The sequence below is a fragment of the Streptomyces sp. SID14436 genome, from assembly GCF_010548465.1.
GTDB lineage: Bacteria > Actinomycetota > Actinomycetes > Streptomycetales > Streptomycetaceae > Streptomyces.
On the sequence record NZ_JAAGMD010000076.1, the window covers coordinates 1 to 15811 of the forward strand.

The window sequence follows — 15811 nt, forward strand, 5'->3', positions numbered from 1 at the left end:
CGGGCGCGCGCGGGTTCAGTGCGCCGCGTGCGCCGTACCGCCGTACCTGGCCGTGCCCGCGTGCGCGTCGGCACGCGGGCACGGCAGCCGGGTCACCGCCCGGCGAACTTCTCGCTGACCGCGTCGTAGACGCCCTTGGCCTCGTCACCCAGCCGCGGGCCGGCCAGCCAGCCCGATGTCACCGGGCCGATGGACGTGTTGGACACCAGCGCCGGCTTGCCGTCCGAACCGGTCGCGACCCAGCCGCCGCCGGACGAACCGGCGGTCATGCTGCACCCGATGCGGTACATCGTCGGGTCCGACGCCTCGATGGACAGCCGTCCCGGCCGGTCCTGGCAGCGGTACAGCGTCTGGCCGTCGTACGGCGGCGCGGCCGGGTAGCCGATCGCGGTCACGCTCTTCATCTGCGGCACCGCGGGGGCCTTGAAGTCCACCGGCAGCGCCGAACCGACCGTCTCCTCCAGCGACTTGCCGTTGCCGCCCTTCTCCGGCGTCACATGGATCACGGCGAAGTCGTACGCGGCACCGTCACCACCCGTGGAGCCGCCCTGCTCGATCCACTGGTCCGAGGTCTGGGCCCAGTCGCCCCACCAGACGCCGTACGGGGCGACCTCCTCCTTGGCGGCACCCTCCAGCTCCTTGGTCGGCATGCCCGCATCGTTGTAGGACGGCACGAAGGCGATGTTGCGGTACCAGCCGCCCTTCTTGCCGGCGTGCACGCAGTGGCCGGCGGTCCACACCATGTTGGACTTGCCCGGGTTGGCCGGGTCCTTGACCACCGTCGCCGAGCACACCATCGTGCCCTCGGGGGAGTCGAAGAAGACCTTGCCCGCCGTGGGGGCGTTGGCGTGGTACGACGGCGGCACGGCCTCCGCCTGCACCGGCTGCGGCGTCGGGTCGGTCACGCCCTGGTCACCGTCGAGGTCGCCCTCGTCGACGCCCTGGTCCGGCTCCTCCGCGTCCCGCATGCGGTCCGGGTCCCACAGGTCCTCGATGATCGGGTTGATGAAGTCGTTGGCCTCGCGCAGCCAGTCGTCCTTGCTCCAGTCCTTCCAGGCGCCGTCCCGCCACTTGTCGATGTCGATCCCGTGTTCCTTCAGCCGGTCCCGGATGTCGTCCGGGATCCGCAGCTTGCCGTCGTCCGACGCGGCGGTCGCCGAGGGCTCGGCGCTCGCGTCCGCGTCCCCCGAGTCGCAGGCGGTGGCGGTGAGGACGAGCGCCGAGGCGAGCGCCACGGCGGACAGGACGGGGGAGGTTCTGCGGCGCGGCCTCCCCCCTCCGCGGACGGTGGACGACGGCCGTGTGGATCGCATGATCTGACTCCCCCTGGTGTGGACGAACGTGGCGCGCAGGCCGTGCTCCCGGCTCCGGACCCGGTCGGGCCCCGGCCGGACCGACGGTCCTGGGACGGCACCACACACTATGCGGTTGCTGTGGGGGACTTCCGACGGAACGGCAACGGTTCCGTCACGGCAAGGATCTTGGGGCAACCCGTAACCCCCGGAGCGGTCACGGGTTGGAACGGAGGGAGGCCGCGGGCTGCATCCCCCACCCGGGCCGGGCAGGCGGCGGTGCCGTCGCGCCGGGGACGGGGAAGGCAGCCGTCGACGTGATCGCACCGCTCGGCACCGGCGTGACCGCCCGTTTGTCAGTGCCGGGCCGTAGGGTGGTCGCGCTATGACGAAGCCCTCACTCCCCGAACTCCTGCATGCCGCCGTCACCGCCGTCGGCGGCACGGAGCGCCCCGGCCAGGTGACCATGGCCGAATCCGTCGCCGAGGCGATCGACGACAACTCCCATCTGCTGGTCCAGGCCGGCACCGGCACCGGTAAGTCACTCGGCTACCTGGTGCCCGCGCTCGCGCACGGGATGGGGACCCCGTCGGCCGAGGGCTGGGGGAGAGTGGTCGTGGCGACGGCCACCCTGGCCCTCCAGCGGCAGCTCGTGGAGCGGGACCTGCCGCGCACGGTGGAGGCACTGCACCCGCTGCTGCGCCGCCGCCCCGAGTTCGCCATGCTCAAGGGCCGGTCGAACTACCTCTGCCTGCACCGGCTCCACGAGGGCATGCCGCAGGACGAGGAGGAGGGACTCTTCGACCAGTTCGAGGCCGCCGCCCCGACCAGCAAGCTGGGGCAGGACCTGCTGCGGCTGCGCGACTGGTCCGACGACACGGAGACCGGCGACCGCGACGACCTCACCCCCGGCGTGTCCGACCGGGCCTGGTCCCAGGTGTCGGTGTCGTCCCGGGAGTGCCTGGGGGCCACCAAGTGCGCCTACGGCGCGGAGTGCTTCGCCGAGATGGCCCGGGAGCGCGCCAAGCTGGCCGAGGTCGTCGTCACCAACCACGCCCTCCTCGCGATCGACGCGATCGAGGGCGCCCCGGTCCTGCCGCAGCACGAGGTGCTGATCGTCGACGAGGCCCACGAGCTGGTGTCCCGGGTGACCGGCGTGGCCACCGGGGAGCTCACCCCGGGCCAGGTGAACCGTGCCGTGCGCCGCGCCGCGAAGCTGGTCAACGAGAAGGCCGCCGACCAGCTCCAGACCGCCGCCGAGGGCTTCGAGCGGCTGATGGAACTGGCCCTCCCGGGCCGGCTCGAGGAGATCCCCGAGGACCTCGGCTACGCGCTGATGGCGCTGCGCGACGCCTGCCGGACGGTGATCTCCGCGATCGGCGGCACCCGGGACAAGTCCGTGCAGGACGAGGACGCGGTCCGCAAGCAGGCCCTGGCCTCGGTGGAGAGCGTGCACGACGTGGCCGAGCGGATCACCAACGGGTCCGAATGGGACGTCGTCTGGTACGAGCGCCACGAGCCGCGCGGCGGCAGCTCCTACCGCCAGGCCGGTGCCTCCCTGCGTGTCGCGCCGATGTCCGTCTCCGGGCTGCTGCGGGAGAAGCTCTTCACGGAGCGCTCGGTGATCCTCACCTCCGCGACCCTGAAACTGGGGGGCGACTTCAACGGCGTGGCGGCCTCCCTGGGCCTCGGCCCCGAGGGCAGTACCGGCGACGACCTGCCGGAGTGGAAGGGCGTCGACGTCGGCTCGCCGTTCGACTATCCGCGGCAGGGCATCCTGTACGTCGCCCGGCACCTGGCGCGCCCGGCCCGTGACGGCGACCGCGCCGACATGCTCGACGAGCTGACCGAACTGATCCAGGCGGCGGGTGGCCGCACCCTGGGGCTGTTCTCCTCGATGCGGGCCGCTCAGCTCGCCGCCGAGGAGCTGCGGTCCCGTATCCCGGAGTTCCCCATCCTCCTCCAGGGCGAGGAGACGCTCGGCGAGCTGATCAAGAACTTCGCGGCCGACCCCCGGACCTGTCTCTTCGGCACGTTGTCGCTGTGGCAGGGCGTCGATGTGCCGGGGCCGAGCTGCCAGCTCGTGGTGATGGACAAGATCCCCTTCCCGCGCCCGGACGACCCGCTGATGAGTGCCCGGCAGAAGGCCGTGGAGGAGGCGGGCGGCAACGGCTTCATGGCGGTGGCGGCGACGCACGCCGCGCTGCTGATGGCCCAGGGCGCGGGCCGTCTCGTCCGGGCCTCGGGGGACCGCGGTGTCGTGGCGGTGCTCGACCAGCGGCTGGCGACGGCGCGCTACGGGAGCTATCTGAAGGCGTCACTGCCCGACTTCTGGTACACCACGGACCGTCATCAGGTCAGGAAGTCGCTGGCCGCGATCGACGCGGCCGCCCGGCGGGCCGAGGCGGAGACGGGCACGGCGTCGGAGGCGTAGTGATCGCGGGTTAGCCTGTCGCGGGCCCGCGACAGGCTAACCCGCGATCAAGGGACGCTCCGGCACCGGGGTCGGCGCAGGCAGGCGTTCGGTCGTCGCACGCCGACGGCGCACCCGGGGAGGAAGCCGGGACAGAGCAGGACCCCGGAACCGGCGCAGGGGTCCCGGGGCCCGGTCGAGGGCGGGGCGGCGGCGATGACGGCGGCGGCCCCGCGCAGGCTCAGACGCGCCGGAGAACGGCCACCACCTTGCCGAGGATGGTCGCGTCGTCGCCGGGGATCGGCTCGTACGCCGCGTTGTGCGGGAGCAGCCAGACGTGGCCGTCCTCGCGCTTGAAGCGCTTGACGGTGGCCTCGCCGTCGAGCATGGCGGCGACGATGTCGCCGTTCTCCGCCACGGGCTGGCGGCGGACCGTGACCCAGTCGCCGTCACAGATGGCGGCCTCGATCATCGAGTCACCGACGACCTTGAGGACGAACAGTTCACCGTCGCCGACGAGCTGCCGGGGGAGGGGGAACACGTCCTCGACGGACTCCTCGGCGAGGATCGGGCCACCGGCGGCGATGCGGCCGACCAGCGGCACGTAGGACGCGGCAGGCTTGCCGGTGGTGTCCGTGGGCTGGACGGAGGCCGCCTGGTCGGAGCCGCGGACCTCGTAGGCGCGGGGGCGGTGCGGGTCGCGGCGCAGGAAGCCCTTGCGCTCCAGGGCCATCAGCTGATGGGCCACGGAGGAGGTGCTGGAGAGGCCGACCGCCTGGCCGATCTCACGCATGGACGGCGGATAGCCGCGCCGCTGCACGGAGTCCCTGATGACTTCGATGACCCGGCGCTGGCGGTCGGTGAGCCCGGAGCTGTCCGCCCGGATGCCGGGAGGCCGGCCCGGCAGGGAGCGCTTGTGCGTCTCGGGATTCGCGGCTTCGTTCATCACATGCACCGGCTCGGGCCGGCCCTGGGGGCGGTCCTGGGCAGTGATGGTGGCACTGTCTGCGGTGGTGGTCACGTCGGCCCCTCTCGATGGTCTCCCTGCAGCACAACGGTAGTTGCTTTCGAAAGGTTGCGCCAAACACACGTTCGAGTGAAAAATCGCGAATTGTGGCACGCGATTTCGAGTCGAGGTGTATTGGCTGCCGCGCTGCCTGTCGGACAAACGGGATCATTGCTGTACTCTCGCCGCCGAGGCGGTGACCCCGTCCCGCCCGGCGTGGCCCCAGTCTGCCATCAGGCCTCCCGCCCTCCCGGGAGCGGGCCCCTCTCCCTCCAGGAGTCGCACGAGTCCCGCCAGGACCTCTTCAGGAGTCGCACGAGCCCTCCAGGGAGCCCACGGCACCTCCAGAAATCGCACGGCCCCTCCATCGCGGACCCGCACCGTTCCCCCGTGTGCGGAGCGCGACAAGGGGCACACGTGTGCTGCCGACGGGGCGGAAGGCGAAACGCGTGCACGGCGTGTATGTATGAGCCAATCCCCACATCTAGTGGTTGGATTGCTCCAGCGGCCCAGAAGTTGTGGTCCCCCGGGTCTTCGGAGCCTCGGAGATCGCCTATGCTGGAGTCGCTTCGTGGGGCCCGAGTGGCCTGGCGAGGCCATTGTGTCTGCTGTGAGGAGGGTTGGGATTTCATGCACTGCCCCTTCTGCAGGCACCCCGACAGCCGTGTCGTCGACAGCCGTACGACGGACGACGGCACGTCCATCCGCAGGCGCCGCCAGTGCCCCGACTGCTCCCGTCGTTTCACGACCGTGGAGACGTGCTCGCTCATGGTGGTCAAGCGGTCCGGGGTCACCGAGCCCTTCAGCCGCACCAAGGTCATCAACGGCGTGCGCAAGGCGTGCCAGGGACGGCCGGTCACCGAGGACGCGCTGGCCCAGCTCGGCCAGCGGGTCGAGGAGGCGGTGCGCGCCACCGGAAGCGCCGAGCTGACCACCCATGACGTGGGGCTGGCCATACTCGGCCCGTTGCAGGAGCTCGACCTCGTCGCCTACCTGCGGTTCGCCTCCGTCTACCGGGCCTTCGACTCGCTCGAGGACTTCGAGGCGGCGATCGCGGAGCTCAGGCAGGCGGAACATCCCGCCGGGGACGGCGGGGAGAGCGGGGACGGCGGTGACCGCGAGGGAGCGGTCGCGGGGAGCCAGGAAGACGACAGCGGGTCCGGCGGGACCGGCGAGGTCCCCCAGCCCGCCCACGCCACCGGCTGACGACAGGGCCGGGCCTGGGACGTCGGCCCCGGGGACCGGCCGGTCGGCGGCGGGGGAGAAGAACCGGTTGCGGGCGAGGCGAGTGGTGCCCGCAGCACCAGACAGAACACCGTGCCACGGGAACATCGGGGCACTTCAGGGCGTTTTCGCCCGTACAGGGAGGCGGCATGACAGAGACGGCGAGCGGTCCGGCACGGAGTTCCCGCGCCAAGAGCGGCAAGACCAGCAAGGGGCTGCGGGTCGAGCGCGTTCACACCACCCCCGGCGTCCACCCCTACGACGAGGTGGCCTGGGAGCGCCGTGACGTCGTGATGACCAACTGGCGCGACGGCTCGGTGAACTTCGAGCAGCGCGGCGTGGAGTTCCCCGACTTCTGGTCGGTGAACGCGGTCAACATCGTCACCAGCAAGTACTTCCGGGGTGCCGTGGGCACCCCGCAGCGCGAGACCAGCCTCAAGCAGCTGATCGACCGCATCGTGAAGACGTACCGGAAGGCCGGCGAGGACCACAAGTACTTCGCGTCGCCCGCCGACGCGGAGATCTTCGAGCACGAACTGGCGTACGCCCTCCTGCACCAGATCTTCAGCTTCAACAGCCCGGTCTGGTTCAACGTGGGCACGCCGCAGCCCCAGCAGGTGTCCGCCTGCTTCATCCTGTCCGTCGACGACTCCATGGAGTCGATCCTCGACTGGTACAAGGAAGAGGGCATGATCTTCAAGGGCGGCTCCGGAGCCGGCCTGAACCTCTCCCGGATCCGTTCCTCCAAGGAACTGCTGTCCTCCGGCGGCAACGCCTCCGGCCCGGTCTCTTTCATGCGCGGCGCCGACGCCTCCGCCGGCACCATCAAGTCCGGCGGCGCCACCCGCCGGGCCGCCAAGATGGTCGTCCTCGACGTGGACCACCCGGACATCGAGGACTTCATCGAGACCAAGGTCAAGGAGGAGGAGAAGATCCGCGTCCTGCGGGACGCCGGTTTCGACATGGACCTGGGCGGCGACGACATCACGTCCGTCCAGTACCAGAACGCCAACAACTCGGTCCGCGTGAACGACGAGTTCATGAAGGCCGTCGAGGCGGGCGGCCGTTTCGGCCTCCGTGCCCGGATGACCGGCGAGGTCATCGAGGACGTCGACGCCAAGGCGCTCTTCCGCAAGATCGCCGAGGCCGCCTGGGCCTGCGCCGACCCCGGCATCCAGTACGACGACACGATCAACAACTGGCACACCTGCCCCGAGTCCGGCCGGATCACCGCGTCGAACCCGTGCAGCGAGTACATGCACCTGGACAACACGTCCTGCAACCTCGCCTCGCTGAACCTGATGAAGTTCCTCAAGGACGACGGCAAGGGCAACCAGACCTTCGAGACCGAGCGCTTCCAGAAGGTCGTCGAGCTGGTCATCACCGCGATGGACATCTCGATCTGCTTCGCCGACTTCCCGACCCAGAAGATCGGCGAGAACACGCGCGCGTTCCGCCAGCTCGGCATCGGCTACGCCAACCTCGGCGCCCTGCTGATGGCCACCGGCCACGCCTACGACTCCGACGGCGGCCGGGCGCTCGCCGGTGCCATCACCTCCCTGATGACCGGCACCGCCTACCGGCGCTCCGCCGAACTCGCCGCGGTCGTCGGCCCGTACGACGGCTACGCCCGCAACGCGGACGCCCACAAGCGCGTCATGAAGCAGCACTCCGACGCCAACGGCACCGCCGTCCGCATGGACGACCTGGACACCCCGGTGTGGGCCGCCGCGACCGAGGCCTGGCAGGACGTCCTGCGCCTCGGCGAGAAGAACGGCTTCCGCAACTCGCAGGCGTCCGTGCTCGCCCCCACCGGCACCATCGGCCTGGCGATGTCCTGCGACACCACCGGTGTCGAGCCGGACCTCGCGCTGGTCAAGTTCAAGAAGCTGGTCGGCGGCGGCTCTATGCAGATCGTCAACGGCACCGTGCCGCAGGCCCTGCGCCGCCTGGGCTACCAGGAGGAGCAGATCGAGGCGATCGTCGCCCACATCGCCGACAACGGCAATGTGATCGACGCCCCCGGTCTCAAGCAGGAGCACTACGAGGTGTTCGACTGCGCCATGGGCGAGCGTGCCATCTCCCCGATGGGCCACGTCCGCATGATGGCCGCGATCCAGCCGTGGATCTCCGGCGCCATCTCCAAGACGGTCAACATGCCGGAGTCGGCGACCGTCGAAGAGGTCGAGGAGATCTACTACGAGGCCTGGAAGCTGGGTGTCAAGGCGCTCGCGATCTACCGCGACAACTGCAAGGTCGGCCAGCCGCTCTCGGCCAAGACCAAGGACGCGGAGAAGGCCGAGATCACCGAGAAGACCGAGGACACGATCCGTGCCGCGGTCGAGAAGGTGGTCGAGTACCGCCCGGTCCGCAAGCGTCTGCCGAAGGGCCGCCCCGGCATCACCACGTCGTTCACCGTCGGTGGCGCCGAGGGCTACATGACCGCCAATTCCTACCCGGACGACGGTCTCGGCGAGGTCTTCCTGAAGATGTCCAAGCAGGGCTCGACCCTCGCGGGCATGATGGACGCCTTCTCCATCGCGGTCTCCGTCGGCCTCCAGTACGGCGTGCCGCTGGAGACGTACGTCTCGAAGTTCACCAACATGCGCTTCGAGCCGGCCGGTATGACGGACGACCCGGACGTGCGGATGGCGCAGTCGATCGTCGACTACATCTTCCGCCGCCTGGCGCTGGACTTCCTGCCCTTCGAGACGCGCTCCGCGCTCGGCATCCACTCCGCCGAGGAGCGCCAGCGCCACCTGGAGACGGGGTCCTACGAGCAGTCCCTCGACGACGACGAGGTCGACGTCGAAGGTCTGGCCCAGTCGGCCCCGCGCGCCCAGGAGCTGAAGTCGGTCGCCCTGCCGAAGGCCGAGGCCGAAGCGGCCAAGCCGGCCCCGCAGCAGGCCCACACCAGCGCCGAGCTGGTGGAGATGCAGCTGGGCATCCAGGCCGACGCCCCGCTGTGCTTCTCCTGCGGCACGAAGATGCAGCGCGCCGGTTCCTGCTACATCTGCGAGGGCTGCGGCTCGACCAGCGGCTGCAGCTGACGTCGGGCGCCGCTGAGGCGTGACTGCTTCAAGGGGCGGTGGAGCCGGTGACACGGCTCCACCGCCCCTCGGCGTGGACACGGGCTCCGTCGTGGCGGACCCGCGGCCTTGGTCACGGCCGGCGGGCCGCTCCCATGACGCGGGCGAAGTTCACGGGGTCCTCGTCGAACCCACGGATGGCGAAGTCGGCCTCCCAGGGGCCGGTGCCCTCCCGGCGGAACTCGGCGACCACGGCCGCCGTGGCGTCGGGTACGCCCGAGAAGTCGGTCTCGGAGAGCACCGTGTACCCCTCGCGGATGCGCAGGCCGGGACGGATCACCCGGGCGAAGGTCCGGGGGCTCTGCTGCTGGATCACGATGCCGACGACGACCCGCGCGTACTGCTCGTGCACCCGGTCCAGTTCCACGGTCATGATCTCGTCGTAGCCGAGGCCCTGCCCGTCGGTGCTGTCCCGGTCGACGGTGATGGTGCCGTCGGGGGAGCGGCTGTCGGGGTGCACCACGTAGGCCGGATCGCCGTACGGATCAGTCGCCGGGTAGGGGGCGGCGATGATGTCCAGGTCCGTGGCGGGTTCCCCCGACGGACTGGGGTCCCACTTCAGCGAGATCTCGATCCTGCCGTAGCCCTTGTTGAGGCTGCTCACCAGTCTCCTCTTCCCCGTGACCGTCCGCCCGCCGACCAGAGCGCGCGTCCCAACCGCCGGGCGGATGCGGCGGGTTGTCCATCCTGCCACGCACGGCGGTGCGCGTGCCCGTCACCAGTCCGTACGAGAGTGACCAAGGCCACGCGTGCGGGCCTTACCATGGCGCGGTGCTGGTCAAGTGGATTCGCTGCACCGTGGTGGACCGCCGCGGGTTCGAGCGGGGGCAGCGGAAGTGGGCGGGGCTTCTGGGGGAGCCGGGATTTCGCGGGCAGGGCGGAGGCTGGAGCCGGGTTCGGCCGGATGTGGCGCACGTGTTCTCCTTCTGGGAGAGCCGTGCCTTCTACGACTCCTTCATGGCGCGCTCCCACGACCGGCTCGCCACGGCCCAGTCGGGCACGTTCAAGGACGCCCAGGTCAGGCTCTTCGACTACCGCTTCGACGTGAAGACCGGCTTCGAACCGCGCTTCACGGACGCCGACCTGCTGCGCGTGGCGCTGTGCCGGGTCCACGAGGAGCGGGCGGAGCACTATGTGCTGATGCAGGAGAAGGTGTGGAACCCGGCCATGGCCGGATCGCCCGGCATGATCCGCGGCATGTTCGGTGAGGCGCCCGGCAACGAGTTCCTGGTGCTGTCGATGTGGCGCTCGGCCGCCGAGCACGGCAAGTACCGCACCGAGCGGGTGGAGCGGCTCGCCCTGCGGGCGCAGACCGAGGCGGACGTGGCCGCCCTGACCGGCGATGTCGTGGACATGGAGTCGACCTGGACGGTGTGAGGTCGGGGGCGTTCCGGACGCCCCGGGGCGCGGGCGGGCGTGATCCGTCGTGCGGGAAGTGTGTGACCTGCGCGGTATGAGGTCACTCGGGTGCTCGCCCGGAAGTCACCCGATCTAGGGTCTTGAGCATGGCACGACCACGGCGCATCGTCCTCGTCCGGCACGGTGAATCAACGGGCAACGCTGACGACTCCGTCTACGAGCGCGAACCCGACCACGCGCTGGCCCTCACCGAGAAGGGCCGGCGCCAGGCGCAGGAGACGGGTAAGCGCTTGCGCGACGTCTTCGACGGCGAGCGGGTCAGCGTGTACGTCTCCCCGTACCGGCGCACCCACCAGACCCTGCAGAACTTCGGGCTCGACCCGGCACTCATACGCGTCCGCGAGGAGCCCCGGCTGCGCGAGCAGGACTGGGGCAACTGGCAGAACCGCGACGACGTGCGTCTGCAGAAGGCCTACCGGGACGCCTACGGCCACTTCTACTACCGCTTCGCCCAGGGCGAGTCCGGGGCCGACGTCTACGACCGCGTCGGCGGCTTCCTGGAGAGCCTGTTCCGCAGCTTCGAGGACCCGCAGCATCCGCCGAATGTGCTGATCGTGACGCACGGCCTGGCGATGCGGCTGTTCTGCATGCGCTGGTTCCACTGGACGGTGGCGGAGTTCGAGTCGCTGTCCAATCCGGGGAACGCGGAGATGCGCATGCTCGTTCTGGGGGAGAACGGCAAGTACACCCTCGACCGGCCCTTTGAACGGTGGCGGGACCCCGAGCCGTACGGGATCACCGGATAGAGTGGCTGGGCGATGACCGCTGACTCCTCTCCCGCCGTGCGCCTGGAGCGCACCCTGGCCAGCCTGCGCGGACTGTCGGTCGGAGACGCACTGGGCGCGCAGTTCTCCGTGCCGGCGAACTACCCCCTGCTCAAGAGCCGGACCCTGCCGCCGGCCCCCTGGCGGTGGACCGACGACACCGAGATGGCCTGCTCCGTCGTCGCCGTCCTCGCCTCGCACCAGCGGATCGACCAGGACGCCCTGGCCCACTCCTTCGCCGAGCGCCACGACACCGACCGGGACTACGGCCGCACGGCGAGCCGGCTCCTGCGCCTGGTCCGCGAGGGCGCCGACTGGCGTGAGCCGGCCGCCGCGCTGTTCAACGGTCACGGCTCCTGGGGCAACGGCGCCGCGATGCGGATCGCCCCGCTGGGCGCCTGGTACGCGGACGACCCGGAGCAGGCCACCCACCAGGCGGAGATCTCCGCCTACCCGACCCACCAGCACCGGGAGGCCGTGGTCGGCGCGATGGCGGTCGCCGCCGCGGCGGCCCTCGTGGCCGGGTCCGGTGCGCCGCCGGGAGCGCAGGCCCTGCTGGACGGGGTGATCGGGCTGGTGCCGGCCCGCAGTGCGGTCGGCGCGGGGCTGCGCCGGGCCCGGGACATGCTCGACTACGACGACGCGGCCACCGTCGCCGCCGTCCTCGGCTGCGGCCGGCGCACGACGGCCCACGACACGGTGCCCTTCGCGCTCTGGTCGGCCGCCCGTGCCCTGGGCGACTACGAGCGGGCGTTCTGGACGACCGCGCAGGTCGGCGGCGACGTCGACACCACGTGCGCCATCGTGGGCGGTGTGGTCGCCGCGGGGAAGGCGGGAGCACCGCCCGCCGCGTGGGCGGACCACGCCGAGGCGCTGCCGGACTGGCTGGACATCCCGGTCTCCTGACACTCCGTACCCGCCGGGAACTCTGTGTGACCGCCCGGACGTTGTGAGGACATCCGCCGCACGCATCGTGCCGACTGGCGGCGGGCGACGGCGACGGGCAGGCACAGGAGATTCCGGGGTGGTGGAGATGCTGATCGGTGTGGCGCGCGCTCCGGCCGTCCCACTTGCCCCGCATGCCCCGCCCGCCCTGCGTGCCCCGCTCGGTCCGTCGGCCGTTCCGAGCGGTGTGCGATGGCCCGGGCGTCGGGTGCGACGCGGCGGACCCGGCGGCCCGCCGGCCTCCGTGCGGGAGGCCGGGGACCTGCCGGGCCCGGCTTTCGGCGGAGGCAGGTCAGCCGATGCCCGGCCCGGCCGACCCGGACAGGGCCTCCAGGTCGCTCCTGCGGACGCGGATGACGAACCACGCGGTGGCCAGGGCCAGCACGGCCATCGCCGCGGCGGGCACGAAGGCCGACGAGATGCCCTGGCTGAGCACTTCGTGGCCCCAGGGCGCCGGAAGCTGCTGCGTCCGGGCGAACTCCGCCTGCTGTTCCGGCGGCGCCTCGGAGAGGAAGCGCGGAATCTGCTGCTTCGCCTCGTCCCGGCTTGCCGTGCCGAACACCGTGGTCAGGAGGGCCAGGCCCACGGAACCGCCCACCTGCTGCATGGCGTTGAGCAGTCCGGACGCCGCTCCCGCCTCGTGCTGGGCCACACCCGAGACCGCGGTGAGCGTCAGGGTCACGAAGTTCAGGCCCATACCGAGGCCGAAGACGAGCATGGGGCCGAGGATGCCGCCGGCGTAGGAGCTGTCGGAGGTGATCAGGGTCAGCCAGGCCAGCCCGAGGGCCGCCAGCGTCGACCCGACGAGCATGAACGGCTTGGGCCCGAACACGGGCAGGAACCGCTGCGACAGTCCCGCCCCGACCGCGATCACCACGGTGACCGGCAGGAAGGCCAGGCCGGCCGCGATCGGGCTGTAGCCGAGCACGTTCTGCACGAAGAGCACGATGTAGAAGAACATGCCGAACATCGCAGCGGAGAGGCTGAGCATGATCACATACGTGCCCGAGCGGTTGCGGTCGGCGAACATGCGCAGCGGGGTGATCGGTTCCCTGGCCCGGGACTCGATGAACGCGAAGGACACCAGCAGGATCGCGGCCGCGACGAAGGAGCCGATCGTCAGGCCGTCCTGCCAGCCCTCGTCCGCCGCCCGGATGAAGCCGTAGACGAGCGAGGCCATACCGGCGGTCGAGGTGACGGCGCCGGCGACGTCGAAGCGGCCGGTCTGGCGTTCGGACTCGTTGATGTACAGCGGTGCGAGCACGGCGATCAGCACACCGATCGGCACGTTGACGAACAGCACCCACCGCCAGTCGAGCCACTCGGTCAGCATGCCGCCGGCGAGCAGGCCGATGGCACCGCCACCGGCGGAGACGGCGGCGAAGACGCCGAAGGCCCGGTTTCGCTCCGGCCCCTCGGGAAAGGTGGTGGTGACGAGCGCCAGCGCGGTGGGCGAGGCGATGGCACCGCCCGCCCCCTGGAGGACGCGGGCGACCAGCAGCTGCCAGGGCTCCTGGGCGAGCCCGCCGAGCAGCGAGGCGAAGGTGAACAGCAGGATGCCGGTCATGAAGACGCGGCGGCGGCCCAGGATGTCCCCCGCCCGGCCGCCGAGCAGCAGCAGGCCGCCGAAGGTGAGCGTGTAGGCACTGACCACCCAGGTCAGATCGGTGGTGCTGAATTCGAGCGCGGTCTGGATGTGCGGCAGCGCGATGTTCACAATCGTCACATCGAGTACCACCATCAATTGGCAGGCCGCGATGACGGTGAGCGCGATGCCGGGGGGTCCGCCCCGGCGGGCCGCACCCGGCTTCCGGTCCTGGAGCAATGGAGAGGTTGTCACTATGGGTCCCCCACACGTGGTTCAGTGAACGCTTGCGTTCACTGTTGAGCTCAACCGTAGGAGTTCCCCGACAGTGAACGCAAGCGTTCACTCGACGCGTCGCCGTCCGGCATGTCCCCCGTCGATGCCGCGCGGCACGCCCCCCATCCCCGGAATGCCCGCTTCCACTGCTCGTTGGAGAGAGTCAGATGGACACTTCGAGCTGGGCCGAGGCCCAGCCCCGGACCACCGGTTCCCGTCGCCGCGGCGCGGTCCTGGAACGCGCGATCCTCGACGCCGCCCTGGACCAGCTGAGTACGGTCGGATGGAACGGCCTGACCATGGAGGGCGTCGCCGCCGCGGCCCAGACCGGCAAGGCCGCCGTCTACCGCCGCTGGCCCTCCAAGGAGGACCTGGTGGCCGACGCCCTGTGCGCCGGACTGCCGCCCCTCGGCGAGGTGCCGGACCTCGGGAGCGTGCGGGACGACCTGCTGGCGCTCTGCATCCGCACACGCGACGCGATGTTCTCCCGGCCGGGGTACGCCCTGCGCGCGGTCATTCACGAATGCGACACCTCGCAGGCCGACCGCTTCCATGCCGTGATCGTCGAAGGGCTCGTCGAGCCGACGCTCAGGATGCTGCGCGAGGTGATCGAGCGGGGAATCCAGCGGGGAGAGGTGCGACCCGACGCGGCCAACGGCTATGTGTGCGACGCCATTCCGGCGATGATGATGTACCGCACCAAGATGTGCGCGAGTGAATGGGCGGACCGCGATCTGGAGGAGATGATCGACCAGTTGATGGTTCCGCTGCTCCGCCCGGACGCTTCCTGACCGGGCGGCGGCAGAGCCCGCGGGCCACAGGGGGGGCCGGGGTGTCGCGGCGTGCGGCGGGCGGCGTACGCTAAGGGCGCCATGCCGTACGAACCACCCACCCACGCCGTCGAGCGCTCACTCCGCGCCACGACCGGGGCGAAGATCATTGCAGGTGTCGACGAGGTGGGGCGCGGTGCGTGGGCCGGGCCGGTCACCGTCTGCGCGGCGATCACCGGTCTGCGCCGGCCCCCCGAAGGGCTCACCGACTCCAAGCTCCTCACCGTCAAGCGGCGCACGGAACTCGCCGAGACGCTGCGGACCTGGGTCACGTCGTACGCCCTCGGGCACGCGTCGCCCGAGGAGATAGACGACATGGGGATGACCGCGGCCCTGCGCCTGGCGGCGGTCCGCGCACTGGACTCGCTGCCGGTGCGCCCCGACGCGGTGATCCTGGACGGCAAGCACAACTACCTCGGCTCGCCCTGGAAGGTCCGCACGGTCATCAAGGGCGACCAGTCGTGCGTGGCGGTCGCGGCGGCGTCGGTGATCGCCAAGGTTCAGCGCGACAAAATGATGGCCGAACTGGGCACCGACCATGCAGACTTCGGTTTTGCGGACAACGCCGGGTATCCGTCGCCCGTGCACAAGGCCGCTCTGGAGGTCCGGGGACCCACCCCGTACCACCGGATGTCGTGGGCGTATCTTGATGCGCTGCCCCAGTGGCGGCACCTCAAGAAGGTCCGCACCTGGACGGACGGAAGCGTTCCGGCGATCGACGGTCAGCTCGGCTTCGAGTTCTGACCGCTCCGTTCGCACTCATGTGCCACCCGGCGGCGCGCACCGTGCCAACGTTTGATAAAAAACAGCCCATGCCTCTCATTCCCGAGGAGCCTCAGATTCACGAGAGTGCCCAGGGTCCCCGCGTCACGCCGGCCAGCGGCCGCACCGCGCCGACCCCCCGCCCCGTACCCGGTCCCCGCCCCGCGGCTCCGCCGCGTCCCGGCCGCCCCGGACCGCACCGGTCC

At 70.8% G+C, this 15811-nt stretch carries 12 protein-coding genes; 8 read left to right on the plus strand and 4 right to left on the minus strand.

Annotation, left to right across the window (positions count from 1 at the left end; translation table 11 throughout):
- Positions 1-92 precede the first annotated feature (92 nt).
- Complete coding sequence (locus G3I53_RS02830; protein ID WP_164333151.1) at positions 93-1313, minus strand: hypothetical protein; 1221 nt, start codon at positions 1311-1313, stop codon at positions 93-95.
- 364 nt (positions 1314-1677) lie between these two features.
- On the opposite strand from G3I53_RS02830, the gene G3I53_RS02835 reads away from it, so the two are divergent.
- The gene (locus G3I53_RS02835; RefSeq protein ID WP_164333152.1) at positions 1678-3726 is read left to right on the plus strand and encodes an ATP-dependent DNA helicase; all 2049 of its coding nucleotides are present in this window, start codon (positions 1678-1680) and stop codon (positions 3724-3726) included.
- Positions 3727-3946: 220 nt separating this feature from the next.
- On the opposite strand, the gene lexA is transcribed toward G3I53_RS02835, so the two are convergent.
- Entirely contained in the window at positions 3947-4726 is a 780-nt protein-coding gene (gene lexA / locus G3I53_RS02840) for a transcriptional repressor LexA (RefSeq protein ID WP_164333153.1), read from the minus strand.
- A gap of 615 nt (positions 4727-5341) precedes the next feature.
- Here lexA and nrdR point away from each other — a divergent pair.
- Together nrdR and G3I53_RS02850 are read left to right on the plus strand one after the other, a co-directional pair.
- Positions 5342-5917, plus strand: coding sequence for a transcriptional regulator NrdR (gene nrdR, locus G3I53_RS02845; protein ID WP_164333154.1), 576 nt, complete (start codon positions 5342-5344; stop codon positions 5915-5917).
- Positions 5918-6084: 167 nt separating this feature from the next.
- Positions 6085-8985: a vitamin B12-dependent ribonucleotide reductase gene (locus G3I53_RS02850; RefSeq protein ID WP_164333155.1), complete on the plus strand. Its 2901-nt coding sequence runs from the start codon at positions 6085-6087 to the stop codon at positions 8983-8985.
- A gap of 112 nt (positions 8986-9097) precedes the next feature.
- On the opposite strand, the gene G3I53_RS02855 is transcribed toward G3I53_RS02850, so the two are convergent.
- Positions 9098-9628 (minus strand): TerD family protein, encoded by a 531-nt coding sequence (locus G3I53_RS02855; RefSeq protein ID WP_164333156.1) that lies wholly within the window; start codon positions 9626-9628, stop codon positions 9098-9100.
- 167 nt (positions 9629-9795) lie between these two features.
- Between G3I53_RS02855 and G3I53_RS02860 the strand changes: the two genes are divergently transcribed.
- From G3I53_RS02860 to G3I53_RS02870, 3 genes are all read left to right on the plus strand, one after another.
- Positions 9796-10401 (plus strand): YdbC family protein, encoded by a 606-nt coding sequence (locus tag G3I53_RS02860; RefSeq protein WP_164333157.1) that lies wholly within the window; start codon positions 9796-9798, stop codon positions 10399-10401.
- A gap of 128 nt (positions 10402-10529) precedes the next feature.
- Positions 10530-11189 carry a histidine phosphatase family protein gene (locus G3I53_RS02865; RefSeq protein ID WP_164333158.1) on the plus strand — a complete coding sequence of 220 codons (660 nt, stop codon included), beginning with the start codon at positions 10530-10532 and terminating at the stop codon, positions 11187-11189.
- A 12-nt stretch (positions 11190-11201) separates the two neighbouring features.
- Positions 11202-12113: an ADP-ribosylglycohydrolase family protein gene (locus tag G3I53_RS02870; RefSeq protein WP_164437988.1), complete on the plus strand. Its 912-nt coding sequence runs from the start codon at positions 11202-11204 to the stop codon at positions 12111-12113.
- Positions 12114-12444: 331 nt separating this feature from the next.
- Here the strand turns inward: G3I53_RS02870 and G3I53_RS02875 are convergent, their stop codons facing one another.
- A complete protein-coding gene (locus G3I53_RS02875; protein WP_164334274.1) occupies positions 12445-13992 on the minus strand; it encodes an MFS transporter in 1548 nt (515 codons plus the stop codon).
- 188 nt (positions 13993-14180) lie between these two features.
- On the opposite strand from G3I53_RS02875, the gene G3I53_RS02880 reads away from it, so the two are divergent.
- Complete coding sequence (locus tag G3I53_RS02880; protein WP_164334273.1) at positions 14181-14804, plus strand: TetR/AcrR family transcriptional regulator; 624 nt, start codon at positions 14181-14183, stop codon at positions 14802-14804.
- 81 nt (positions 14805-14885) lie between these two features.
- Complete coding sequence (locus tag G3I53_RS02885) at positions 14886-15587, plus strand: ribonuclease HII (protein ID WP_164334272.1); 702 nt, start codon at positions 14886-14888, stop codon at positions 15585-15587.
- Positions 15588-15811: the final 224 nt, after the last annotated feature.